The organism is Erwinia aphidicola, assembly GCF_024169515.1.
In the GTDB taxonomy this organism is placed as follows: domain Bacteria; phylum Pseudomonadota; class Gammaproteobacteria; order Enterobacterales; family Enterobacteriaceae; genus Erwinia; species Erwinia aphidicola.
This window is the reverse complement of sequence record NZ_JAMKCQ010000001.1, coordinates 37,392-60,589: the sequence shown is the minus strand read 5'-3', so window position 1 is coordinate 60,589 and position 23,198 is coordinate 37,392. Positions and strand designations below refer to the sequence as shown.

Sequence of the window (23,198 nt, the reverse complement as noted above, 5' to 3'; positions counted from 1 at the left end):
GCTTATCCATGCAATAAAACAGAAATATCATCCCATTTACCCCAGGGGGCAGGGAAAGATTCAAGATGTTTAAACGTATCATTTACGGCCAGTTGATACTGATCGGATTGATAACGATTGCCGGTGATAGAATAAAGAGGTTCTAAACAGCGGTTAATAGGTAAAAGAGTGGTAATCGACAGCTTGAGTCGGTTCAGAACCTGTGCGCGACAGGCCGTAACAAAGAATCGATTTTTGTTGAATTTAATCGATTGTCTAAATGACATCGGTAGCCGTTCATCCATAAAAACGACGACGGCCATCGGCTGTTGAGAAAAAAAAGAAGATGAATGACTGTTGAACGAGTGATAGAGCTCATCAGCAGTAATGATTTTTAGCTGAAAATAGTCAGGGGCATGTAATTTTATCTGATTCAGTATCAGGGGAAGCCCCGTCCAGCGCATAAGCGGCAACAGTGTACGCTGCTGGTAGAGTTGCGTAATGTCCAGCCACTGCAGAACAGCTGGAGTAAGATATGGCGCAGATATTATCTCCCAGCGGCGAGGCGACTTGATGCTCAATGTCGTCATCAGTCGTAATTTTTCAAGGATATGCTCCATAAGCCATTCATGAGCAGAATTATCAGGGTGTGTTCCCATTAACTGTGAATAATTTTGTTCAATCCTGCTGGCCCATGGCTGATTGAGGGCGATTTTCACCAGCCACTGATGCAAATAGTTTGCGATCATTGCAGATTCCTTTCATCGTGAGGAGTATTTTCCAATTTTGTTAAATTACCACGGTCAAGCTTGAGGAGCTGCCCGTCCTGGTATACCACCTCTGGAGAGTGAGTGACAAAAACCAGACCGATGTTGAGGCTGCGAAGATTTTGCAATACCTTTTGTGCAGTCTCTTTATCCAAATTAGCCGTTACCTCATCGCACAATAACCAGTCTGGTCGTGAATAGAGTGCGCGAGCCAGGACAAGGCGCTGAACTTCACCCGCAGAGAAAAAGGGGCTTCCCGGCACAAAGGGTGTGTCATAGCCATGAGCAAGCTCAGAAATAATATGATCGATTTCAGCAAGTTTACAGGCCCAAATAATTCTCTCCAGATCCAGCTCGCTATCAAAACAACCGATGTTTTCTGCCACGCTACCTGTAAACAAGGTATCATCAGCATGCACAATGCGTATATGCTCCCGCAAAGAGGTAAGTTTATAAGATGTCAGAGGATGCTGGTTGATCCTTATTTCACCCGAACTGGCTGCAAGAATACCTGATACCAGCCGCAGAAAAGTTGTTTTTCCGGATCCGCTGCGCCCTATAATGACTGTTTCTTCTCCATAGTGCAGAGTGAGGGAGATATTGTGTAAAGTGACTGATTTTGCCGGATAAGCAAAACTTACCTCATTGAATTCGATTTCATCGACGTGCGTCATGACACGTTCACCAAACTGAGCATCTTCTCGCTGATAAGTGACTAAGTCGCCGATGCGCTCAAGAGGTCCCTGAAGAGCATTTTTATCAAGATACTTGTGCGCTAATTGAATGACAGAATCGGCAAAGTAGCGTTTATAACTCAGGTAGGCAAAAAGCATACCAATAGTCATTTCACCTTTTAGAATTGACCATGCGCCGAAGCAAACAACAATCAACTGTTCGATATTTATCACACCGACTGAAGCTGCATCGAAACGAGCCAGCAAACGTTCACGCTTCATCAAACCATTGATGTGCTCACGCATGGATCGGTCAATGATTGAGTTGAGGTTGACCTCCATATTATTAGCTTTGACAGTGATAATACCTTTTTGTGTTTCGACTAAGAGTGATTCGTACACTGCAGTTTTAGTGATGGAGTCATCCACGGCGCGCTGGTAGGGGCCAATTAGGATGAATCGTATCGCCAGGAAGACTGCCATCGATGCCAGGGTGATCAGAGCAATATAGACGTTATAAAACAGCATGAAAATCATACTAAAAACCGCGATCATTGCTGAATAGACAATAAGAACGTAACCATTGCTGATAAAGTCTGCACAAGCATGAAGTGACTTCTCGATGGCGAGAATAACACCTACCGGCCTGGTACGAAAATAGGAAGGATGAGTGCGTAAGAGGAAACCACGAATATGCTGACTTAAATCATCATAGGCGAAGTTTCGCATACAAATCTCAAGTATTTGCTTGATGAATTTACTGGCAACATCGAAAATAAATACAATAGCAAAAATAAATGTGAGCAAGATGGCCAGGTCGAAATCATTGCGTGCAATTGCTTCATCAAGTACTAGCTGTACATAGGATGGCGAGATAAGCAGAATGATCAGCGAAAATAGTGAAAAAAGAAACAGAACAAGCTGTTTTTTTGCCACTTGCGATATGAACCTTGCCATGTATTCGAGCTTGAAATCTTTCTGCTTATCCTGATTCTTGAACTCTTGTGTCGGTTTGATTTCAAGAACATACCCAGAGAACAGAGATTCGGCTTCACTGTATTTATAAGTGCGTATGCCACACGCAGGATCATGGATTGTTATCCCTCTCACATCAGACTTTACAATTACCACGAAATGATTTCCGCGCCAAAAGGCAATCAGCGGAAAAGAAATATTCTTAACTTCTTTAATGTTACCTTTAAGTATGCGGCCTTCAAGTCCTTTGCTATTTGACCACTGCAGCAGATCAGCCATCGATGTTCCGGCATCTTCAGATACGGTATATTCACGACGAAGTTGGCTTACAGAAGTATGGTGGCCGTAATGACCAAGAACCATAGCAAGGCAAGCAAGACCACACTCTGTATATTCATGCTGTCTTATTAACGGTGTAAGGGTGTTTTGTTTAGAACTAAGGAAGGAGAATAGATTCATTTTATTCTACTGAAATTAACAGGCCCAAAATAAATTTGGGCCTTGAAGTATCTAATGCTTACGCAGAAAGGAAGCCAGCAATGAATCCACCGACCAGACCCATCAGACCGCAGACAGTCCCGCCCAATGGGCCAAGGATCTGCGTACCGGTATTAAAACCTTTAGTGGCACCTTGAATAGCAGCACCAAAAGGATCCCAACCACCAACAATTTCAGTTGCTTGGCTAAGTTTAATCGCTTGCATATAATATCCTTATTAATTTTAAATTGATGAGATGTGTAAAGTTTTTATTTTAGAGTTATTTGAAGCTACCGACGAGTGCACCCAGGAATCCACCGATACCGCATACTGCACCCATTGCAAGACCACCGATAATACCCATAATACTAGCGCCAGTGGTGTAGCCCAGCTGAGCGCCTTTTACCAGCCCCTCAATTGGATTTAATGCGCCACCGATAACCGTTGATGCTGAGAACATAGAGACAACTTTCATTTTATTTTCCTTTTATAAATGAAGGTGAGGTTTTTAATTAAATCAATTGGAGATTTAACTATTTTACTGGCTTAGCTTGTTTTTTACAGATTACAGCGTAGCTGTAGTTACTTGCTACAGGAGGTGAGTTTAATTATTTTATCTCGAAAGACAAGTATTTTTTTTGATCTGCTGCTGTTTTTATTTATTAGGAAGGTTTCATCAGGGGCGACAAATTTAGAATCAAGATAATTGTTGCTGCATCCTACAGAAGACATATACTTAAAATAGGTATTTCCAGTATTGATTATCTCATTCTTGTTAATCTTATAGCTAAACGCTATTTTAGCGGGTCTGACAATCATAATAGCTTCAACCGCAAGGCGAAAATCAGAGCTGATTTCTCGTTTGCTTGCTGTCCACTTCATCGTCGTTATCGGTGTTTCGGTAAACTTTACCCGATAGTAGCGCTCAATGTTGTCAGTTTTTCCCATATAATAAAACTTAAACCCGGCGCGTTGGCCGGGATTGAGTTCTAACTTTTGAGGGGAGTAAAGAAGAGAACCATCTGAAATAATGGTTTCCTGACCACTCTGTCTGGGGACAGCGACCTGCACCATGCTGACCGTGTAGAGATTTTTCTGCGGGCTACTGTTATGAATAGTGACATAGCGCACCTTTTTATCAGGCATCAGGTCAATATTTAGATTATCCAAAGTCAGGGAAAAAGCACTAAATGAAATAAAATAAAATGCTAAATATAAAAGGCAACGCATTGATTTTTTTATTTCCATGATGCAGAAACCTCAATAGTTCCCTGAGCATTGACTACGCCATCCCAGTAGCCATCGGAATATGTCCTAAGTGAGACAGGATCATCCATTTGAAACTCAAGAATAAACGGCGTGTGCCACGATTTGAGACCACTAACAGCTGAGTCTCGCCGATTCCACTCCTGCGGAGAGTGATAAGGGTCATCAATATTTATCATTTTACCCGAGCAATTGTGCGCATAGCGTTTTTTACTATTTCCTACCGTCATGAAACCGGGCACCGGAACCGTGACGGCGCTGGCATCGGCAATACCGCGAAAAAGACAGTAGAGGTGGCCATTTAATGACTGACTATTGCCGGTGACACGTACACTCATCGCCATTGCCGGATCTTCTGCGGTGGTCGTGATGGTGTAAGGGATGGCTATCGGTGCACTGTCACCAATCTTGCCTTTACCACTGCCGGCAAGCCCATCGGGGTCAAGAGTATAGTCGGGGTTGTCTGGCGTAATTTCTACATCTGGTGCAATGGGGCGGATCCCGATACCATCTCCCGGTTTTACACAGAAGTCTGCATTTATCATACTGTAGGGTGCGCTTATACATAATGTCATGATATCAGTCAGATCGCTGGCGTTACCGCCGGTTGCAACCGCAGAAATAAAATCATTGGGAAAGAACATTTTCATGTTGGCAGTCCCGCCATGTTTCTGTGGCTGTTCCATAAAATTGTTAGCCAGCTCGGCGGCGGAACCTGTGCTGGCATTAGATAATGCCGTCCATAGTTTTTCATCAAAGGTGTATTCAACGTTTAGCCCTCTCGCCTGATATTTATACAAAATCGGATTAACCTTGGAGGTGCTAAGTGAAAGAGTATATTTCCAGGCGGCTGTTGATTCCCCTCGATAGGTATAACTCATAATACTGCACAACACACCCGGCATAGTATTGCGAGTATATGAGACACAGTTTTTCTTGCTGTCCGCTGTTTTAAGAGTGATCTGTCCACTGATAGGGTCAATTGCAAACTCCAGTCGTTCCATGTTTGACAAGGTAAAGTCACCTAGCTTATGCACGGTGTTTTTTTGGCTAAACTCGTTGAATTGGTTTCTTACGGAAGTAGTAATAGTTGTATTACTACCTGCTGATAACTGAGCCAGATAGTTGAAGAAAGGTTCGCTTAAAACCAGACCATTTTGGCTATATATACCCCCGGTCACGACATACTTGAGCGTGATAGATGAATCACTCACGGCAACGGGTTGAGTGAAACCACTGCCGCAGCTGAAGGTACAGCTGCTACCCCTAAACGCCGTGCCCTTAAATCCCTGGATGCTGTAATTCCAGACCGGGTCATTATCATAATTGTTTAGTCCGACTTCGGTCAGACTACCAGGAACATAGGTTGCTACGGTTGGTGATTGCTGATCGCTTAAAACAGGCAGGGTGGATGACCCTACCAGTAAACTTGTTCCTCGCGCCAATCCATACAGTGCTGACGTGTTCTCACTGCTTTTCGCTCCCAAGTGATGAAATGCGACGAAGGGGATGGTGCTATCTGACCATGCCATAGTAGAAATTAGAGCCAGAACGTACGTCAGCCATTTCATGATTTATTGCTCCCTTTATCCGAAACGCTAGCATTCGCGACATAGTTATCAGCAGCGCATTTAACATCACCCAACCACTGGGCACCCTGGGTTGATTTAAATTCAAGCGTGATTGAACACACGCTGTTATCTGAAGTTTCAATATCCAGCACAGGCTTAAGGGTATCGACATCGATGACAAAGCGGCCATCACTTTCAGTTTCGGCCAGGCCGAAGCTGTTTTTTATCCTGCGCTTAGCCAAAGAGTGACCGTATTTATCTACCAGCCGACCGAAGACTGTAACGATTTTTTTAACCTTCGGGGTCAAATGGACAACATTCCCTGGGTAAAGCGCGACCTTATTTTTATAGCTATCATCAATTTCATAGTTATCTAGCGTGTCAGCACTGTTCATTAATTCAATTTTATAATTGCTGTAAGGAGGCAAAGGGATGTAATTACGATTTCCTTTTAATGGGTATGAACGTCCATCTACATCAAGCATGAGTTTTTCTCCCGACTTCAGCCCGGTATCAATCATCACCCCAGCGTTTGATGTTCCCTTATCCGCCCCAAAGCTCATTCCTGACCATCCAACCGATCCTGCACTGGTCAATGTACCGTTCCATCCTTTGTCATTATCTGTTTGGACGCTGACACTGTTGGCGTTAAATGGCGTGTCAATATCCGCAGTTACGCCACCCGCTACGCTGCGGGTAGCATTACCTGAAAAGGATTTCGACATATTCGCTGAAACGCTCTTGAGGTATTCACCCTCGAAATGATGGGTTGCATTGAGATCGAAATTCGTACCGGATTCACGTGAGTGTGATATACCTGCGGAGATGGAATCACCCAGCGGGATTGAGAAATCGAGCATGACATATCTTTCACGGGAGGTATGACTATGATAACCATAATTACTGCTGTTAGTTGCGACACCCGTACGCAGTCTTACAGAACCATACCTGCCAGCGTACAGGGCCTGAGAGTAGTCCAGTCGGCGACGTTTATACCCGTAGATCGCATCGCGATCCTCGTTGAAGGTCACGACACCATTGCGAATGAATCCTAAGGACGGCACATTCAGGGAGACTCCCCAGTTGACCCCTTTATTTTCATAAAGCGCAAGAAATCGACCAGTGGACAATCTGCTGTAACTGTACCAGACGCTACCTGCGTTGTAGGGCAGATTGAGATTTGATCCAACATTGGTACGTGAGCTGCCGTCGCTTGCAGCCATGCCTTGAGTGTTTAAGGACAACCAGGAGATAAGGCGTGTCGATGCTGAAACTTCAGCAATGATGCGGTTACGCAGCATATACCCTGAAGAACTCCACTCCAGCTTGCTATGACTCTTACCCAAAGAAATGCCCAGCAACGAAAGCAGCTGTTTGCGATTTTGTGAAAAATTATCTTCACGATCGAGATTTTTCTTTTCGTTATCATACTGGTTGTTATTGTAACGATCGCGGTTATAAGCGCCGCCCCATACTTGCCAGCGCATGCTGTCGCCGACTTCAGCAGAGAATGGCTTATTAATCTGATATACGCTTCTCGATAAGCGATGCCCGCCACTGACCACTTCAATGTCAACGCTGTATATACCGTAAGGCAGGACAGAGGTGTCTATTTCGTGATTGCCCACTGCGAAGCGCTGGATGTTAATCAATTTACCATCGCGATACAGGCGTGCTTCACCTGCCTGCGAGAAAAAAACCACGACTGGAGTGAGCGATAATGTCTTATCACGTTTGCGTGAGCTAGCTGCATTACCTAATGAAAAACCATAGATATCGCCGCCATCTAAGGCGGTGACGTTACCGACAGACTGCATACTCCAGGAATCAAGCGCACCAGCAGCATATCTCATCCCTTTGTAATCGCGCTCCCATAACGCGGCATTGATTCTGCCACTTCGGTCGGACGAAATACTGTTGCCCACATACATTGAACCATTCAGAATGAAATGTTGTGCTCCCAGTGAAGTGGTGCTGTTAGCGTTAAGATAGCCGGAGTTGGTGTTCAGTCCCTGTGAAGTGTTATTGCTATAACCGCCAAAGTTATATGAGATAGTGCCACTTAAGCTTTCGTTCGAGGGAGCATCCATGTCGAACTGGCGCGGACGGGTTACAACACCAAACCCTTGCTGTTGTATATGAAGTATTAATCTCATTTTGCTAACGTCCAGGCTGAACCATGCCCATGGTGTAACCGATAAATTTAGTTTATCATCGAAGTATTTGTTGTTAATCCCGTCAAATTGATTAATTAAGTTAGTAGATAATTTGATGTTGTTATCATCGTTAACGGAAGTTTGAATGTTTCTTAGGCCCAGCTTATCATGCTCGGTAAATAATATAGTCTTGCCAATCGAGACATAGCACTCTTCACCACAAGCTTTAGAATCGGAGGGGTTGGCAGCATTATCCAGCATTATGGGTATTTCTAAACCGGACTCCATCATGCTGTATAGTGCTGCAGGGAATCGGTACTGACCAATTACATGAGATTTCTCAGGGTTATCCATTGCCGATGCTGTGGATGAAAAAATCGCCCATGCAATTAGGCTATAGATTCGGTTTTTTTTATTCATTTTTAAAAGTTGTTATTCTTGTTAACATAAATGAATTTGCCAATATCCCATATGCCTATGTATGACTCTTTTGCTGCAACATCTACCGTCGGGAACAGATAGGTTTTTCCTGGAGGAACATAAAACGCATCGCGACAATCTTTTTTCTTATCAAGTATCGGTTTTTTCAGGCAGGGGCCATTTGCTGTAACTCGCCATGAAACGTTCCCGGTATTGCTGATTTGTCCATTTTTATACTTGAAATCAAGGTTTTTGTTTCGCGGTTGTACCACCAAAATTGTACTAATCACTGCTCTGGTAAGAGCCTGAGCCTGTTTTCCGGTTTGTTCGGTAGCGTTATCCGAGACAGGTTCATCGGTAAAAGTGAGCCGATAATAGCGTTCGATATTATCTGATTTACCCTGGTAGTATATTTTCACTAGGTTTTTTGAATCAGCTGGCATGATCATACGCGTAGGCGTTATCAGTAATTCTGATGGACTATCAAAATTAATCACCTCTCCGGAAGAGTAGGGGGAGTTTATTCTTTGTGCGAAAATTTTGACAAGACGACCTGTGTCTGTTTCATTTGATAACTGCTTAGCCACCAGTTGCTTATCAGCTGGGATAATAGTGGTGACACTTCCAACATTCAATGCATTTGCTGCCAGTGGTAAGGCAAAAAATGCCAATGCAACAGTACGAGAGTTAATCACATTACTTTCCCTATGGTAATTGCAGGGGCAAGTCTCTGCCCCTGTAAATTATTCTTTTATTGAATTATATGGGCTTCCCCTTAAATTAATTAAGGTTAATTTGCAGCTGGAGCTTCCCAAGTTGCACGGAATGCAACGGCCACTTCACCCTGCCACATTCCATCAGGAAGAGTAGACATATCCGTCGTCTTGGCAATACCATCAACGCTGGCGTTAACTACGCTAAATTTGAAGTTGTCGCGTGCAGATACCACGGTGTCGGCTGAACCTTTCTCCTGCGACAGATTCCACAGTGCGCTGCCGGTACCAATTTCTTTACCTGAATCAATCAGCGTGGTCCAGTTGCTGTTAGCACCAACCCCGTGATCGGTACCGCCTGCGCTGGAACCTAATAAACTACTACCGAAAGAGCCACCCACTTGCAGCGTACTTTTACCACCCATTTGACGTAAGGTGTTATTACCGTCATCAATTCGTGCTTCAAGCTTAAAGCTTTTCGCGCTGGAGTGATCGCCTTTAATGGCGACATCAAAGGTCCCAATATCCTGGTTAAAGCTGTTGGTGCTCGGAGAGTATTTAAACATTAGTGCTCTCATTGGGGTTACAACCAGTTCACTTGTCGTATCTTTGCTGGCTTCAGCTTGCCAAACTGCTGATGCGGTCACCGTTTTATCTACCGGGTCTGCAGAATAACTCACGTTGGAGAGAGTCATTGCAACGACAGCGAGCGGAAGTGCGGCGTAAATTTTTTTCATATTAAATCCTTTTGGGTTGAAGTGGCATGCTGTTCCAGACATGCCCGTCAATACTAAAGTGATTATTTTTCTAAGGCAAACATTAGCGGCTAGGATTTTTTCTCAATTTAAGGGTTTCTCCTAATGTAATTATCAGGCAATAAGTCAACTGTGGTCGTTTTTTTCTCTTCGTTACTATAGATTTGTATTAAGTTAATCAATTTTAATCTGAATATAAGTGTTATCTTAGTTGTGTAAGCGAGCATTAAGATAACCCATGCATAAAAAGGCTGAGGTTTTTTTGTTATTAAGTGCTCTCTGCCTGACTATGAAAATAGAGTGCACATATTTAATAACTTATTATGGCAATTGATGATCTCTGGCTTTTTTCAGGTTTTTCTTGTGATACGGTGGTCTAGTAAAAGTTTATTAATGCTAATTGGTTAACTTAGCATGTCAAATGTACTGTTTTATGGAGGTGGAAATAAAAAATGGAAGCAGAAACAAAAATGGAAATTAATGTTGCCATCATTGATGCGTGTGTTTTCACACAATTAGCTCTTAGCCATATTTGCATGGAGCTGAATGCCAACATTATCGTGTCGAACTTCTGTACGCTGAGTGCATTTATTGAGGCCTCTTTAACCCAAAATTATGATATGGTTTTTTATGACGTGCTGATTTCCGATGAGATACTCATCGACCTTGACAGTGATATAGCGCGCATCAAGCGGGCTAATCAAGACTGCAAAGTTTTTAATTTTTCAATCATAAATGAATACATGCCCACATTATCTGCAGATTTTTCGCTTAGTAAAGGAGTCAAAATTGGCTGCGTGCGAGCGCTGATTAATAATGTATTGGTTAAATCACCTTCCCGTGTGAGTGCAGGTTATCAGGCGCTGACTGTAAAAAATCGAAAACTTAACCAGCAGCAGATAAGTGTATTACGCGGCTATTTAAACAATCTTCATACAAAAGAGATTGCCAGAGCACTTGACTGTAATCCACGAAGAATTTATGCATTGTGGCAGCAGGTGGTAAAACTTTTTGGTGCCAGCAAGCACGACCAACAGCAATTCTACCGGCATATTGGTCGACTAATCGATCCCTGAATGCGGGGTAAACCTCTTACTAATTGGACCAAGCGGGACATCCCTCACATAGCGTCCCACAGGATAATGATATCCATCACAAAGGTTATAAATTTGTATGTAACCGTTTTCAACGCTGTGACGCAATTCACGTAGCCAACCTTTGAAGACTGACAGAATAGACGCCAGAATGCGTCTGTCAGGAAGGGCTATGCAAAACTTATACTTCAGCGGTAATCGCTCATGATTACTATTCGTGATGTGGCGCGTGAAGCGGGCGTGTCGGTAGCGACCGTGTCGCGCGTGCTCAATAACAGCGCTTCGGTCACGGGCGACACGCGTGATGCGGTGCTGAAAACCGTGGAACGGCTGGGCTATCGGCCCAATGCCAACGCGCAGGCGCTGGCCACCCAGGTTAGCGACACCATCGGTGTTGTCGTGATGGACGTTTCCGATCCCTTCTTTGGCGCGCTGGTCAAAGCGGTGGATACCGTGGCCCAGCGTCTGCACAAGCATGTCCTTATCAACAACTCCTATCATCAGGCGGATAAAGAGCGCCACGCGATTGAAGTGCTGATCCGTCAGCGCTGTAACGCCCTGATCGTCCATGCAAAAGCGTTGTGCGATGCCGAGCTGGGGTCCCTGATGCAGCAGGTGCCGGGCATGGTTCTGGTCAACCGGATTATCCCCGGTTTTGCTCACCGCTGCGTCTGCCTCGATAACGTTAGCGGGGCGCTGATGGCGATGCGTATGCTGCAACAGCATGGTCATCAGCGCATTGGCTACCTGGGTTCTGCCCACCCCATCGAAGATAACGATCAGCGCCGTGACGGCTGGTCGCAGGCGCTGACAGAGCAGGGGATTGCTCCAATCGACAGCTGGTGCGCCAGCGGCGAACCCGACTTACAGGGCGGGGAAGCGGCGATGGTGGAGCTACTGGGGCGTAATCTGCATCTGACCGCCGTCTTCGCCTATAACGACAGCATGGCCGCCGGAGCTTTAGCCGCGCTGAAAGACAACGGCATTGCGGTGCCGCAGCAGCTTTCAGTGGTGGGCTTCGATGATATTCCTATTTCGCGTTACACCGACCCGCAGCTGAGCACCGTGCGCTATCCGATTGTTTCCATGGCAAAACTGGCGACCGAACTGGCGTTAAAAGGGGCGGCTGGCGAGCTGGATAGCAGTGCTGAGCACTGCTTTATGCCTACTCTTGTGCGCCGCCATTCGGTGGCCGTGCGGCAAAATGTGGCGGCCGTCACTAACTCAGGCGAATCTGGGATGTAACCGTTTCCAATCTGTGAGTAAATTCACAGTTAATTAACAGGGCCTTCTCTATGATGGCAGCGTCCTGCAGGGTTTGAAACATTATGTAACGGCGAGAGCGCCCCTGATAGCTCTCTTCTTACTGCCCTGTGAAACATTTTCACACACAGTAACTGGAAAGCATTTCCGTACAGGGAAGTCGGGTTTGATGTTTTAGAACGTCGGCTGTGCGCAACATCGATTTAACACTATCGCCGCGCCGCCACCAACTGGATGCTGCGTGTTGTCCTGATAGCCGACACGCGGCGTTGAGTACTACCCTACAAAAAACCGGAGATACCATGAATAAGAAGGTTTTCACTCTCAGCGCCCTGGTGGCCACCATGCTGTTTGGCGCCACTGCTCATGCTGCTGACACCCGTATCGGCGTAACTATTTATAAGTATGACGACAACTTTATGTCGGTGGTGCGTAAGGATATCGAGAAAGAAGCCAAAAACAGCCCGGACGTTCAGCTGTTGATGAATGACTCGCAGAACAGCCAGTCTACCCAGAACGACCAGGTCGACGTTATGGTTGCTAAGGGCGTTAAGGCGATGGCCATCAACCTGGTTGACCCGGCTGCGGCTGCGGTGGTGATTAGCAAAGCGAAAGCTAACGATATCCCGGTGGTGTTCTTCAACAAAGAGCCATCGGCAAAAGCACTGGCCAGCTATGACAAAGCCTATTACGTCGGGACTGACTCCAAAGAGTCTGGCGTGAAGCAGGGCGAACTGATCGAGAAGCAGTGGAAAGCGAACGCGGCATGGGACCTGAACAAAGATGGTCAGATCCAGTTCGTGCTGCTGAAAGGCGAGCCGGGCCACCCGGATGCTGAAGCGCGTACCAAGTATGTGATCGAGACGCTGAATAAAGATGGCCTGAAAACTCAGCAGCTGCATATGGATACCGCGATGTGGGATACCGCTCAGGCGAAAGACAAAATGGACGCCTGGCTGTCCGGCCCGAACGGTAACAAAATCGAAGTGGTTATCGCTAATAACGATGCAATGGCGATGGGTGCGGTAGAAGCGCTGAAAGCCCACAACAAATCTTCTGTACCGGTGTTCGGTGTAGATGCGCTGCCAGAAGCGCTGGCGATGGTGAAATCCGGTGCAATGGCCGGTACTGTGCTGAATGATGCTGAAAACCAGGCTAAAGCCACCTTCGATATGGCGAAAAACCTGGCAGCGGGTAAACCTGCTACCGAAGGCACCAACTATAAGCTGGACGGCAAAGTGGTTCGCGTTGCCTATGTTCCAGTCGATAAAGAGAATCTGTCTCAGTTCGTCAAATAAGTATCACCTGATGCGGGCGCTGCGGCGCCCGTATTCAGGCGTTGAGTCAGGGTGACCTGACTCTACACCACTCATCCAGGTAGACATATGGGCAGTGATAACGTGCAAACACAGCGCGAATATTTGCTGGAAATGACTGATGTCAGTAAGTCATTCCCCGGTGTTAAAGCGCTCGATAATGTAAATTTAAAAGTCCGTCCACACTCTATTCACGCCTTGATGGGGGAGAATGGCGCGGGGAAATCGACGCTATTAAAATGCCTGTTTGGCATTTACAGTAAAGATACGGGGAGCATTCTTTTTCAGGGGGAGGAAGTTAATTTCAAAAGCTCTAAAGAAGCGCTGGAAAATGGCGTTTCAATGGTGCATCAGGAATTAAACCTCGTTCTGCAACGTACCGTTATGGACAATATGTGGCTCGGGCGTTATCCGAGAAAAGGCTTCTTCGTCGATCAGGATAAAATGTATCGCGATACCAAAGCCATTTTCGACGAGCTGGATATTGATATCGATCCGCGTGACAAGGTGATTAATCTCTCTGTATCCCAGATGCAGATGATCGAAATCGCGAAAGCGTTCTCCTATAATGCCAAAATTGTCATTATGGATGAGCCAACGTCATCGCTGACCGAAAAAGAAGTGAACCATCTGTTCACCATTATTCGTAAGCTGAAAGATCGCGGCTGCGGCATTATCTATATCTCGCACAAGATGGAAGAGATTTTCCAGCTGTGTGACGAAATCACCATCCTGCGCGACGGCCAGTGGATTGCCACTCAGTCGCTGGAAGGGCTGGATATGGATAAGATCATCTCAATGATGGTTGGGCGCTCGCTCAATCAGCGTTTCCCGGATAAAGCCAACGTGCCGGGGGAAACCATTCTTGAGGTGCGCAACCTGACATCGCTGCGCCAGCCGTCGATCCGTGATATCTCCTTTGACCTGCGTAAAGGTGAGATCCTCGGCATTGCGGGCCTGGTTGGGGCGAAACGAACCGATATCGTGGAAACGCTGTTTGGTATTCGCGAGAAGTCCGGCGGTACTATTCGCCTGCACGGTAAAGCGATCAATAACCACAGTGCCAATGAAGCCATCAACCATGGTTTTGCCCTGGTGACCGAAGAACGCCGCTCAACCGGAATTTATGCGTACCTGGATATCGGTTTTAATTCACTGATCTCCAATATTAAGAAATATAAAAACAGTATTGGCCTGCTGGATAACAGCCGCATGAAGAGCGATACCCAGTGGGTGATTGACTCCATGCGGGTGAAAACACCGGGGCACCACACGTCCATCGGTTCTTTATCCGGTGGTAACCAGCAAAAGGTCATTATCGGCCGCTGGTTATTAACCCAGCCGGAAATATTGATGCTCGATGAACCTACGCGCGGTATTGACGTGGGGGCGAAATTTGAAATCTATCAGTTGATTTCAGAGCTGGCGAAGAAGGATAAGGGGATTATTATTATCTCTTCTGAAATGCCAGAGTTGTTAGGGATTACCGACAGGATTCTGGTAATGAGTAATGGCCTGGTTGCAGGCATTGTCGAAACAAAAACGACTACGCAAAACGAAATATTGCGTTTGGCATCGTTGCACCTTTAATGATGTAAGGGCTGTTACTATGAATGCAGTGAATAAGAAAAGTGCGCTCACCTTTTTAAAAGAGGGCGGGATTTATGTGGTGCTGCTGGTATTGCTGGCGATCATCATTATCCAGGATCCAACATTCTTAAGCTTAATGAATCTGAGTAATATTTTGACTCAGTCTTCCGTGCGCGTGATTATCGCACTCGGTGTGGCCGGGCTGATTGTTACTCAGGGCACGGACCTGTCAGCAGGGCGTCAGGTTGGCCTTGCGGCGGTGGTGGCGGCAACGCTGCTGCAGGCGATGGACAATGCGAACAAGGTGTTTCCGCACCTGGAAACTCTGCCGATTGCGGCGGTGATTGCGATTGTCTGCGCCATTGGCGCGGTGATTGGTCTGGTTAACGGCCTGATTATTGCCTATCTGAAGGTGACACCGTTTATCACCACGCTGGGCACCATGATTATCGTTTACGGTATTAACTCACTGTATTACGACTTTGTGGGTGCTTCGCCGGTGGCGGGCTTTGACGAGAAGTTTTCAACCTTTGCTCAGGGCTTCCTGCGCTTTGGTGACTTCAAGCTCTCTTACATAACCTTCTACGCGATTATCGCCATCTTCCTGGTGTGGATCCTGTGGAACAAAACGCGCTTTGGTAAAAACATCTTCGCTATCGGCGGTAACCCGGAAGCGGCGAAAGTCTCTGGCGTTAACGTGCCGTACAACCTGATTCTGGTGTACGCGCTGTCCGGCGTGTTCTACGCCTTCGGCGGCATGCTGGAAGCCGGGCGCATCGGTTCTGCTACCAACAACCTCGGCTTTATGTATGAGCTGGATGCGATTGCGGCTTGCGTGGTCGGCGGCGTGTCGTTTGCCGGTGGTGTGGGTACGGTAGCGGGCGTGGTAACCGGGGTTATCATCTTTACGGTGATCAACTACGGCCTGACCTATATCGGCGTTAACCCTTACTGGCAGTACATTATCAAGGGCGGCATCATCATCTTCGCCGTGGCGCTGGATTCGCTTAAGTACGCACGTAAGAAGTAATTTTCCTGAGCTGACGGGTTGACCGAAAAAGAAGGTCAACCCCTACAAGTGGCAGAAGATCGCGTAGGGGCCGACCGCTTTTTGGGTCGGCCCTTTTTATTTCGGAAATAGGCTGATAACTCGCACACTGGATTTAACGCTACAGCCTTATCTCTTCTGCTGAATCTCCAGCAGCTGCTCTGGCGTCACCGCCGGGTAGCTCTGCGCATCTTCCGGCACTTCGTGTACGGCGGGGATCGGCACCAGCGGTCCGAGGAAGCGCGGTTCACGCTTCATCAGGTACAGGTCCGCCAGCGCGCCGAGGCGGGCGCCGACTTCACGCATACGCACGCTCAGCATATTCTTTGGTGATGGCACCGCATAGCACTGCGCCTGAATGCCCATATGGAGGGCGATAAACAGCGCACGCTCGCAGTGGAAGCGCTGGGTGATGATAATAAAGTCGTTGGTATCAAAGACCTTACGCGTGCGCACAATCGAATCGAGGGTGCGGAAACCGGCGTAGTCCAGCACGATATCGGATGGCTCAACGCCTGCGGCGATCAGGTCGCGGCGCATGGTCATGGGCTCGTTATAGCTCTGTAAGGCGTTATCTCCGCTCAGCAGCAGATAGTTCACCTTGCCGCTGTTGTAGGCGTTCAACGCGCCCTGCATGCGGTAGAGATAATACTGATTGATTACCCCGGTGCGATAATATTTCGCGGTGCCCAGGACCACGCCAACCTGACGGTGCGGCAGCGTTTTCAGATCGTCATATATATAGGGTGCCGTTTTCCAGCTGATCCAGCGGTCCAGGCCAAGCGCGGCCATCACCATCAGGGCGACGATGATAATCAGACCATAAATCAGGCGTTTCAACATGCTGGACGGCGCTCGGGTTGGCAATCAAAAGAGAATTCAAGGCTACTTGAGGCAGGGGAGTGAAGCAAGTGACAGTGCGTCGGATGGCGGGATTTCGCACAAATAACCGGGCGCAATGCTGCACCCGGCTATCAAGTGAGGGTTCAGACGATCAAATTGAGGTGCGGCGGTAATTACGATACTGCGGCAGCCAGAAGTTGGCGGCGATGGCTTTCGACAGTACATCTTCAGAAGTCACCACGGCAACGCCGGCCAGCTGTGCGGCTTTACCAACCGCCATTGCGATCACTTTCGACACGCCCTGAATATCTTTCACTTCAGGCAGCACCGGGCCGCTGCCCTCGTTCGCCAGCGGGGAACAGTCGGCCAGCGCGCGGCTGGCCGCCATCAGCATGCTGTCAGTGACGCGGGTCGCGCCAGAGGCAATCACGCCGAGCCCAATACCCGGGAAGATATAGGAGTTATTGCACTGTGCGATAGGGTAGGTTTTATCCTTCCAGCTCACCGGGGAGAACGGGCTGCCGGTGGCGACCAGCGCATTGCCGTCGGTCCACGCCATAATATCCTGCGGCGTTGCTTCCACGCGTGAAGTCGGGTTCGACAGCGGCATAATGATCGGGCGTGCGCAGTGCTTATGCATCTCGCGCACGATCTCTTCGCTGAACAGGCCCGGCTGGCCGGAAACACCGATCATAATACTTGGCTGCGCGTTACGCACCACGTCGAGCAGCGACAGCGAATCGCTGCTGCTGTCCCAGCCGCTCAGGCCGTCGCTCTTCTGCACCAGCTTGCTCTGGAAGTTAAGCAGATTTGGCAGTTTGTCGGTCAGCAGTCCAAAGCGGTCGACCATAAATACGCGCCCGCGCGCCTCTTCGTCGCTGAGCCCTTCAGACTTCATCTGCGCGACGATCTGCTCGGCGATGCCGCAACCCGCGGAACCGGCACCAAGGAACACCACCTTCTGCTCGCACAGCCTGCTGCCCGCGGCGCGGCTGGCGGCGATCAGCGTACCCAGCGTCACCGCTGCGGTGCCCTGGATATCATCGTTAAAGCAGCACACTTCGTCGCGATAGCGCTCCAGCAGCGGCATGGCATTCTTCTGCGCGAAGTCCTCAAACTGCAGCAGCACGTTCGGCCAGCGGCTCTTGACGGCGTTGATGAACTCGTTGACGAACGCGTCATACTCTTCGCCGGTGATGCGCGGATGGCGCCATCCCATATACAGCGGGTCGTTCAGCAGCTGCTGATTGTTGGTGCCGACATCCAGCACCACCGGCAGGGTATACGCCGGGCTGATGCCGCCACAGGCGGTGTACAGCGACAGCTTACCGATAGGAATGCCCATGCCGCCGATGCCCTGGTCGCCCAGGCCAAGAATGCGCTCGCCGTCGGTGACCACGATCACCTTTACGTTTTGCTTGGTGGCGTTTTGCAGCATGTCTTCAATGCTGGAGCGGTTTGGGTAGGAGATAAACAGGCCGCGCGCGCGGCGGTAGATTTCGGAGAAGTGCTCACAGGCCGCGCCCACGGTCGGGGTGTAAATAATTGGCATCATCTTTTCCAGATGATTGTCCAGCAGGCGGTAGAACAGCGTTTCGTTAGTGTCCTGAATATTGCGCAGGTAGACGTGCTTATCGTTATCGTTTTTAAAGTCCTGGAACTGGCGCCATGCACGCTCAGCCTGCTCCTCAATGGTTTCCACCGTTTCTGGCAGCAGACCATTCAGGTTGAAGTCATTACGCTCTTCAATGGAGAACGCACTGCCTTTGTTCAGAAGGGGAAATTCCAGCAGGATAGGGCCGGCATAAGGGATATACAGCGGTCGTTTACTTTCGTATTCGAGTTCCATGCAATTAATACTCTGTCAGGTGTCAGGATCGGAAGTGTCGTGGCGCCAATCCTAAAATAATTCATCTGAAAGTACAGCTTTTGTTAACAAGTAATAACAAAAGCTGCGATCCTCCTCGACGAACAGAGGCTTTGTTACGCTTTAACCAGAGCAACGACGCTGAGATTACCGCAGCCGAGGGCAGCCAGGGTGGCGGCGGTGGCATTCTGCTGGCTCAGCTTCGCCTGCGGGGATTCAGCCAGTACTGCACGCTGGATGGTATTCAGGCTGTGCCCTGCCAGGTTCAGCAGGTTCAGTGCCCCCTGCAACGGCGGCAGGCCAGGGTTAAAGGCGGCATTTTCCGCGTAGCTTCCGGCGAAGATACCCCCCTCAGCCGTCTCCAGCGCCACGCCGCTGTAAGCCTGGCTGTAAGGGGCATGGCTGCGGTTGGCGGCATTCAGGGCGGCCTGCTCCAGCGTATCACCCGAAGGGACGATGCCGTGGTCGACGGCATCCATCAGCAGGGTGGTGATCGCCAGGTCGCGCGGGCCGAAAGAGTCAGGCAGATAGTGGCCCAGCGTTGCGGCAGCGCGGCCGGGCAGTTCAATCGTCAGCTGCGTTCCGCTGTTCAGCTCGTTCATAAACTGACGGCAGTGGCCGCACGGCGTGTAGTTGACGGTTATCGAGGCCAGCGCGCTTTCCCCGCGCAGCCAGGCATGGGTGACCGCGCTCTGCTCGGCATGCACCGTCTGCTGCATGGTGGCCCCGGCAAATTCCATATTGGCACCAAACCACAGCGTGCCGCTGGCTCCGCGGGCAATCGCCCCCACTTTAAAATCAGACAGGGTGGCCACGGCGCAGGCCGCCGCCAGCGGCAGCAGGGCAAAGGCCAGCTCGCTGTCGCTGTAACCGCAGTGCTGTTTTAACTGGTGTGCCTGGCTGGCAGTGATAAATCCGGCAAAGTCGTCAGCGGATAATATCGGCTGCAAAGCGCTCTGTAACAGGGTAGGCAGCGTGGCAAATGCCTGCTGATAACGTGGGTGCATAGTAAGCCTCTCGCAAAAAGCCGCCCGTGCTAGCGGGCCGGCAGCCATTTATATGTGATCTGAATCGCTCTATCAATGCAATACATGAAAACGATCAACAAATTGCGAGACTTATCGCAAGTTTTACCCCCACAGCGCCATCAGCAGCGGGAAAATAAACGGCGCCAGCAGGGAAGTGATAATCCCGCACAGTACCAGCGCCAGCGAACTGAATGCGCCCTCCTGATAGTCCACTTCAGCAGCGCGAGCGGTGCCAAGAGCGTGTGATGCATTACCAATCGCCAGCCCGCGCGCCGCTTTACTGCGCACCTTCAGCAGGTTCAGCAGCATATGGCCGAACACCGCGCCGAGCACCCCGGCCAGCAGCACGCAGATGGCGCTGATCGCCGGGATGCCGCCCAGCGTACCGGAAACTGCCATCGCAATCGGCGTGGTGACCGATTTCGGCAGCAGGGTAGCGGTGATCTGCGGCGTTGCGCCCAGCCACAGCGCAATCGCGGTGCCGGAGATCATCGCCGTCAGGCTACCGATAAAGCATACGCTGATAATCGATTTCCAGCGTGCGCGGATCTGATGCATCTGCTCATACAGCGGCAGCGCCAGCGCTACCACGGCCGGTTGCAGCAGGTCATTGAGCAGCTTGCTGCCCTGAAAGTAGCGCGTATAGGGCAGCTGCAGCAGCAAAAGTAGCGGAATAATCACCGCCATGGCGATCAGCAGCGGATTGACGATCGACACTTTCACTTTCGCCGCCAGCCTTCGCGCCGCGAAGAACACCGCAATGGTCAGCGGTAGCGACCACCAGATATCACTCATTTTCGCCTCCCGCCCGCTGGATGTGGCGATCGTTGAGGCGCTGCGAAATCAGGCCGACGGTCACCAGTACAATCAGGGTGCTGACAATGCAGGAGAGCACAATTGGGGCAAACTGGGCGGTGAGAATATCCATATCGTTCATCACGCCGACGCTGATCGGCACGAATAGCAGTGCCATATAGCGGATCAGCAAATGACAGCCGGGTTTCACCCAGTGAACGGGCAGCAGCTGTGAAGCGAGCAGAGCAAACAGCAGCAGCATACCGAGAATGCTACCGGGGATGGCGACGGGCAACAGGGTTTCAATGCCGCGACCGGCAAAAAGACAGAGGTAGATTATGAAGAAGGCGCGGAGGTATTGCCATAAAACAAGCGGAACGTTGCGCATGGTCGGCCCCAGGATTGAACGACAATCGCCGTAGGGGTCAGGCATGCCTGACCCGGGCGGGGCATGCCCCGCCCCTACGAAGTTACTTAACCGCCTGGCCTGGCTGTGCGCCGCTGTCAGGGCTGAGCAGGAAGATATCCTTCCCGCCAGGACCGGCTGCCATCACCATTCCTTCCGAGATGCCAAAGCGCATTTTACGCGGCGCCAGGTTCGCTACCATCACCGTCAGGCGGCCGACCAGCAGCGCCGGGTCAGGATAGGCGGCGCGGATGCCGGAAAACACGTTGCGCTTCTCGCCGCCGAGATCCAGCGACAGGCGCAGCAGCTTGTCAGAACCTTCAACGAACTCGGCATTCTCAATCAGCGCGATACGCATATCAACTTTGGCGAAGTCGTCAAAGCTGATGGTTTCAGCGATCGGGTCGTCCGCCAGCGGGCCGCTAGCCGGTGCTTTTGCCGCCGCGGCATCTTCTTTCGAGGCTTCAATCAGGCCGTTAACCTTGTCCATTTCAACGCGGTTATACAGCGCCTTGAACGCCGAAATGTTGTGGCTCAGCAGCGGCTGCTGAATGCCGTCCCAGCTCAGTTCCTGATTCAGGAAGGCTTCGGTGCGCTCGGCCAGCGAAGGCATCACCGGCTTCAGCCAGGTCATCAGCACGCGGAACATATTGATGCCCATTGAACAGATCGCCTGTAGATCGGCATCGCGGCCTTCCTGCTTCGCCACTACCCACGGAGCCTGCTCGTCAACATAGCGGTTGGCCACGTCGGCCAGCGCCATGATTTCGCGGATGGCACGGCTAAATTCACGGCTGGTCCAGGCTTCGCCAATGCTCTCAGCGGCATCAGTAAAGGTTTTGTACAGCGCCGGGTCGGCCAGTTCAGCAGACAGCTGGCCGCCAAAGCGTTTGTTGATGAAACCGGCATTGCGCGAGGCCAGGTTCACCACCTTGTTTACGATGTCCGCATTAACGCGCTGCACGTAATCTTCCAGATTGAGGTCGATATCGTCGATACGCGAAGAGAGCTTGGCCGCGTAGTAGTAGCGCAGGCTGTCGGCATCCAGGTGCTGCAACCAGGTGCTGGCCTTAATAAAGGTGCCGCGCGATTTAGACATTTTCGCGCCGTTGACCGTGACATAGCCGTGCACAAACAGGTTGGTAGGCTTGCGGAAATTGCTGCCTTCCAGCATCGCCGGCCAGAACAGGCTGTGGAAGTAGACGATGTCCTTGCCGATGAAGTGGTACAGCTCGGCGTCCGAATCTTTCTTCCAGAAGTCGTCAAAGTTGATGTCGCCACGCTTATCACACAGGTTCTTGAACGAGCCCATGTAACCGATGGGGGCATCCAGCCAGACGTAGAAGTATTTGCCCGGCGCACCGGGAATTTCGAAGCCGAAGTAGGGGGCATCGCGCGAGATATCCCACTGCTGCAGGCCGGATTCAAACCACTCCTGCATCTTATTCGCCACCTGCTCCTGCAGCGCGCCGGAGCGCGTCCACGCCTGCAGCATGGCGCTGAACTCTGGCAGGTCAAAGAAGAAGTGCTCAGAGTCACGCATCACCGGCGTGGCGCCAGAAATCACCGATTTCGGGTCGATCAGTTCGGTCGGGCTGTACGTGGCCGAGCACACTTCACAGTTGTCGCCGTACTGATCCGGAGATTTACATTTCGGGCAGGTGCCTTTAACAAAACGGTCCGGCAGGAACATGCCTTTTTCCGGATCGTAGAGCTGAGAGATGGTACGGTTCTTAATAAAACCGTTCTCTTTCAGACGAGTATAGATAAGCTCAGACAGCTCACGGTTCTCTTCGCTGTGCGTCGAGTGGTAGTTGTCATAGCTGATTTCGAAACCGGCAAAGTCGGTCTGATGTTCCTGACTCATCTCGGCAATCATCTGCTCCGGCGCAATACCCATCTGCTGAGCTTTCAGCATGATTGGCGTACCGTGTGCGTCATCGGCACAGATGAAGTAAACCTGATTGCCGCGCATTCGCTGGTATCGGACCCAAATATCTGCCTGGATATGCTCGAGCATGTGGCCGAGATGGATGGAGCCGTTAGCGTACGGCAGTGCGCACGTTACCAAAATTTTTTTCGCGACTTGAGTCATAGTGAGACTTAGCTCATACCTGTTGAAAAAGGGGTTTAGATGGTAACCGATTGCCGGACCCTGCGTAAACAAGGGCTTCTACTGCCCGAGGATTTTTCC

Annotated in this window: 20 protein-coding genes; 5 read left to right on the top strand and 15 right to left on the bottom strand. The window is 49.8% G+C overall.

Features of this window, described 5'->3' with window-relative positions:
* Positions 1–2 precede the first annotated feature (2 nt).
* The 9 genes from J2Y91_RS00255 to J2Y91_RS00215 form a co-directional block, all read right to left on the bottom strand.
* A complete protein-coding gene (locus tag J2Y91_RS00255) occupies positions 3–728 on the bottom strand; it encodes a hypothetical protein (protein ID WP_253536769.1) in 726 nt (241 codons plus the stop codon).
* Positions 725–2,854: a peptidase domain-containing ABC transporter gene (locus J2Y91_RS00250; protein ID WP_253536767.1), complete on the bottom strand. Its 2,130-nt coding sequence runs from the start codon at positions 2,852–2,854 to the stop codon at positions 725–727. The genes J2Y91_RS00255 and J2Y91_RS00250 overlap by 4 nt, the downstream gene beginning before the upstream one ends.
* Before the next feature lie 58 nt (positions 2,855–2,912).
* Positions 2,913–3,098: a hypothetical protein gene (locus tag J2Y91_RS00245; RefSeq protein WP_253536765.1), complete on the bottom strand. Its 186-nt coding sequence runs from the start codon at positions 3,096–3,098 to the stop codon at positions 2,913–2,915.
* A 55-nt stretch (positions 3,099–3,153) separates the two neighbouring features.
* Entirely contained in the window at positions 3,154–3,348 is a 195-nt protein-coding gene (locus J2Y91_RS00240) for a hypothetical protein (protein WP_253536763.1), read from the bottom strand.
* 107 nt (positions 3,349–3,455) lie between these two features.
* A complete protein-coding gene (locus tag J2Y91_RS00235; protein WP_253536761.1) occupies positions 3,456–4,121 on the bottom strand; it encodes a fimbrial biogenesis chaperone in 666 nt (221 codons plus the stop codon).
* Positions 4,112–5,710 (bottom strand): fimbrial adhesin EcpD family protein, encoded by a 1,599-nt coding sequence (locus tag J2Y91_RS00230; protein ID WP_253536759.1) that lies wholly within the window; start codon positions 5,708–5,710, stop codon positions 4,112–4,114. Before J2Y91_RS00230 ends, J2Y91_RS00235 begins: the two co-directional genes overlap by 10 nt.
* Positions 5,707–8,286: a TcfC E-set like domain-containing protein gene (locus J2Y91_RS00225; RefSeq protein ID WP_253536757.1), complete on the bottom strand. Its 2,580-nt coding sequence runs from the start codon at positions 8,284–8,286 to the stop codon at positions 5,707–5,709. Before J2Y91_RS00225 ends, J2Y91_RS00230 begins: the two co-directional genes overlap by 4 nt.
* 2 nt (positions 8,287–8,288) lie before the next feature.
* Positions 8,289–8,981, bottom strand: coding sequence for an EcpB family pilus assembly chaperone (locus tag J2Y91_RS00220; protein WP_253536755.1), 693 nt, complete (start codon positions 8,979–8,981; stop codon positions 8,289–8,291).
* Positions 8,982–9,076: 95 nt separating this feature from the next.
* Positions 9,077–9,736, bottom strand: a complete 660-nt coding sequence (locus J2Y91_RS00215; protein WP_253536753.1) for a common pilus major fimbrillin subunit EcpA — start codon at positions 9,734–9,736, stop codon at positions 9,077–9,079.
* Between the two features lie 470 nt (positions 9,737–10,206).
* On the opposite strand from J2Y91_RS00215, the gene J2Y91_RS00210 reads away from it, so the two are divergent.
* The 5 genes from J2Y91_RS00210 (at position 10,207) to mglC (ending at position 16,047) form a co-directional block, all read left to right on the top strand.
* Positions 10,207–10,830, top strand: a complete 624-nt coding sequence (locus tag J2Y91_RS00210) for a hypothetical protein (protein WP_253536752.1) — start codon at positions 10,207–10,209, stop codon at positions 10,828–10,830.
* A gap of 222 nt (positions 10,831–11,052) precedes the next feature.
* Entirely contained in the window at positions 11,053–12,093 is a 1,041-nt protein-coding gene (gene galS, locus J2Y91_RS00205) for an HTH-type transcriptional regulator GalS (RefSeq protein WP_253536751.1), read from the top strand.
* Between the two features lie 320 nt (positions 12,094–12,413).
* A complete protein-coding gene (gene mglB, locus J2Y91_RS00200) occupies positions 12,414–13,409 on the top strand; it encodes a galactose/glucose ABC transporter substrate-binding protein MglB (protein WP_048915532.1) in 996 nt (331 codons plus the stop codon).
* A gap of 87 nt (positions 13,410–13,496) precedes the next feature.
* Positions 13,497–15,017, top strand: a complete 1,521-nt coding sequence (gene mglA, locus J2Y91_RS00195; protein ID WP_253536750.1) for a galactose/methyl galactoside ABC transporter ATP-binding protein MglA — start codon at positions 13,497–13,499, stop codon at positions 15,015–15,017.
* Between the two features lie 19 nt (positions 15,018–15,036).
* A complete protein-coding gene (gene mglC / locus J2Y91_RS00190; RefSeq protein WP_048915534.1) occupies positions 15,037–16,047 on the top strand; it encodes a galactose/methyl galactoside ABC transporter permease MglC in 1,011 nt (336 codons plus the stop codon).
* Positions 16,048–16,194: 147 nt separating this feature from the next.
* On the opposite strand, the gene sanA is transcribed toward mglC, so the two are convergent.
* The 6 genes from sanA to metG form a co-directional block, all read right to left on the bottom strand.
* On the bottom strand, positions 16,195–16,908 hold the full coding sequence (sanA, locus tag J2Y91_RS00185) for an outer membrane permeability protein SanA (RefSeq protein WP_048915535.1): 714 nt from the start codon (positions 16,906–16,908) through the stop codon (positions 16,195–16,197).
* 151 nt (positions 16,909–17,059) lie between these two features.
* Complete coding sequence (locus J2Y91_RS00180; protein WP_048915536.1) at positions 17,060–18,757, bottom strand: NAD-dependent malic enzyme; 1,698 nt, start codon at positions 18,755–18,757, stop codon at positions 17,060–17,062.
* A gap of 134 nt (positions 18,758–18,891) precedes the next feature.
* Positions 18,892–19,782 (bottom strand): cytidine deaminase, encoded by an 891-nt coding sequence (cdd, locus tag J2Y91_RS00175; RefSeq protein ID WP_253536749.1) that lies wholly within the window; start codon positions 19,780–19,782, stop codon positions 18,892–18,894.
* Between the two features lie 123 nt (positions 19,783–19,905).
* On the bottom strand, positions 19,906–20,598 hold the full coding sequence (locus J2Y91_RS00170) for a CidB/LrgB family autolysis modulator (protein WP_253536748.1): 693 nt from the start codon (positions 20,596–20,598) through the stop codon (positions 19,906–19,908).
* Positions 20,591–20,986, bottom strand: a complete 396-nt coding sequence (locus J2Y91_RS00165; RefSeq protein WP_048915539.1) for a CidA/LrgA family protein — start codon at positions 20,984–20,986, stop codon at positions 20,591–20,593. The genes J2Y91_RS00170 and J2Y91_RS00165 overlap by 8 nt, the downstream gene beginning before the upstream one ends.
* A gap of 82 nt (positions 20,987–21,068) precedes the next feature.
* Positions 21,069–23,150 (bottom strand): methionine--tRNA ligase, encoded by a 2,082-nt coding sequence (gene metG / locus J2Y91_RS00160; protein WP_366521322.1) that lies wholly within the window; start codon positions 23,148–23,150, stop codon positions 21,069–21,071.
* Positions 23,151–23,198 lie beyond the last annotated feature (48 nt).

Coding starts and splice junctions, on each gene's coding strand:
- J2Y91_RS00165 (WP_048915539.1), bottom strand. CDS start 20,986: ATGCGCAACGTTCCGCTTGTTTTATGGCAATACCTCCGCGCCTTCTTC.
- J2Y91_RS00235 (WP_253536761.1), bottom strand. CDS start 4,121: ATGGAAATAAAAAAATCAATGCGTTGCCTTTTATATTTAGCATTTTAT.
- J2Y91_RS00210 (WP_253536752.1), top strand. CDS start 10,207: ATGGAAGCAGAAACAAAAATGGAAATTAATGTTGCCATCATTGATGCG.
- mglC (WP_048915534.1), top strand. CDS start 15,037: ATGAATGCAGTGAATAAGAAAAGTGCGCTCACCTTTTTAAAAGAGGGC.
- sanA (WP_048915535.1), bottom strand. CDS start 16,908: ATGTTGAAACGCCTGATTTATGGTCTGATTATCATCGTCGCCCTGATG.
- J2Y91_RS00170 (WP_253536748.1), bottom strand. CDS start 20,598: ATGAGTGATATCTGGTGGTCGCTACCGCTGACCATTGCGGTGTTCTTC.
- mglA (WP_253536750.1), top strand. CDS start 13,497: ATGGGCAGTGATAACGTGCAAACACAGCGCGAATATTTGCTGGAAATG.
- J2Y91_RS00240 (WP_253536763.1), bottom strand. CDS start 3,348: ATGAAAGTTGTCTCTATGTTCTCAGCATCAACGGTTATCGGTGGCGCA.
- J2Y91_RS00230 (WP_253536759.1), bottom strand. CDS start 5,710: ATGAAATGGCTGACGTACGTTCTGGCTCTAATTTCTACTATGGCATGG.
- J2Y91_RS00225 (WP_253536757.1), bottom strand. CDS start 8,286: ATGAATAAAAAAAACCGAATCTATAGCCTAATTGCATGGGCGATTTTT.
- J2Y91_RS00180 (WP_048915536.1), bottom strand. CDS start 18,757: ATGGAACTCGAATACGAAAGTAAACGACCGCTGTATATCCCTTATGCC.
- J2Y91_RS00250 (WP_253536767.1), bottom strand. CDS start 2,854: ATGAATCTATTCTCCTTCCTTAGTTCTAAACAAAACACCCTTACACCG.
- J2Y91_RS00215 (WP_253536753.1), bottom strand. CDS start 9,736: ATGAAAAAAATTTACGCCGCACTTCCGCTCGCTGTCGTTGCAATGACT.
- galS (WP_253536751.1), top strand. CDS start 11,053: ATGATTACTATTCGTGATGTGGCGCGTGAAGCGGGCGTGTCGGTAGCG.
- J2Y91_RS00245 (WP_253536765.1), bottom strand. CDS start 3,098: ATGCAAGCGATTAAACTTAGCCAAGCAACTGAAATTGTTGGTGGTTGG.
- cdd (WP_253536749.1), bottom strand. CDS start 19,782: ATGCACCCACGTTATCAGCAGGCATTTGCCACGCTGCCTACCCTGTTA.
- J2Y91_RS00255 (WP_253536769.1), bottom strand. CDS start 728: ATGATCGCAAACTATTTGCATCAGTGGCTGGTGAAAATCGCCCTCAAT.
- mglB (WP_048915532.1), top strand. CDS start 12,414: ATGAATAAGAAGGTTTTCACTCTCAGCGCCCTGGTGGCCACCATGCTG.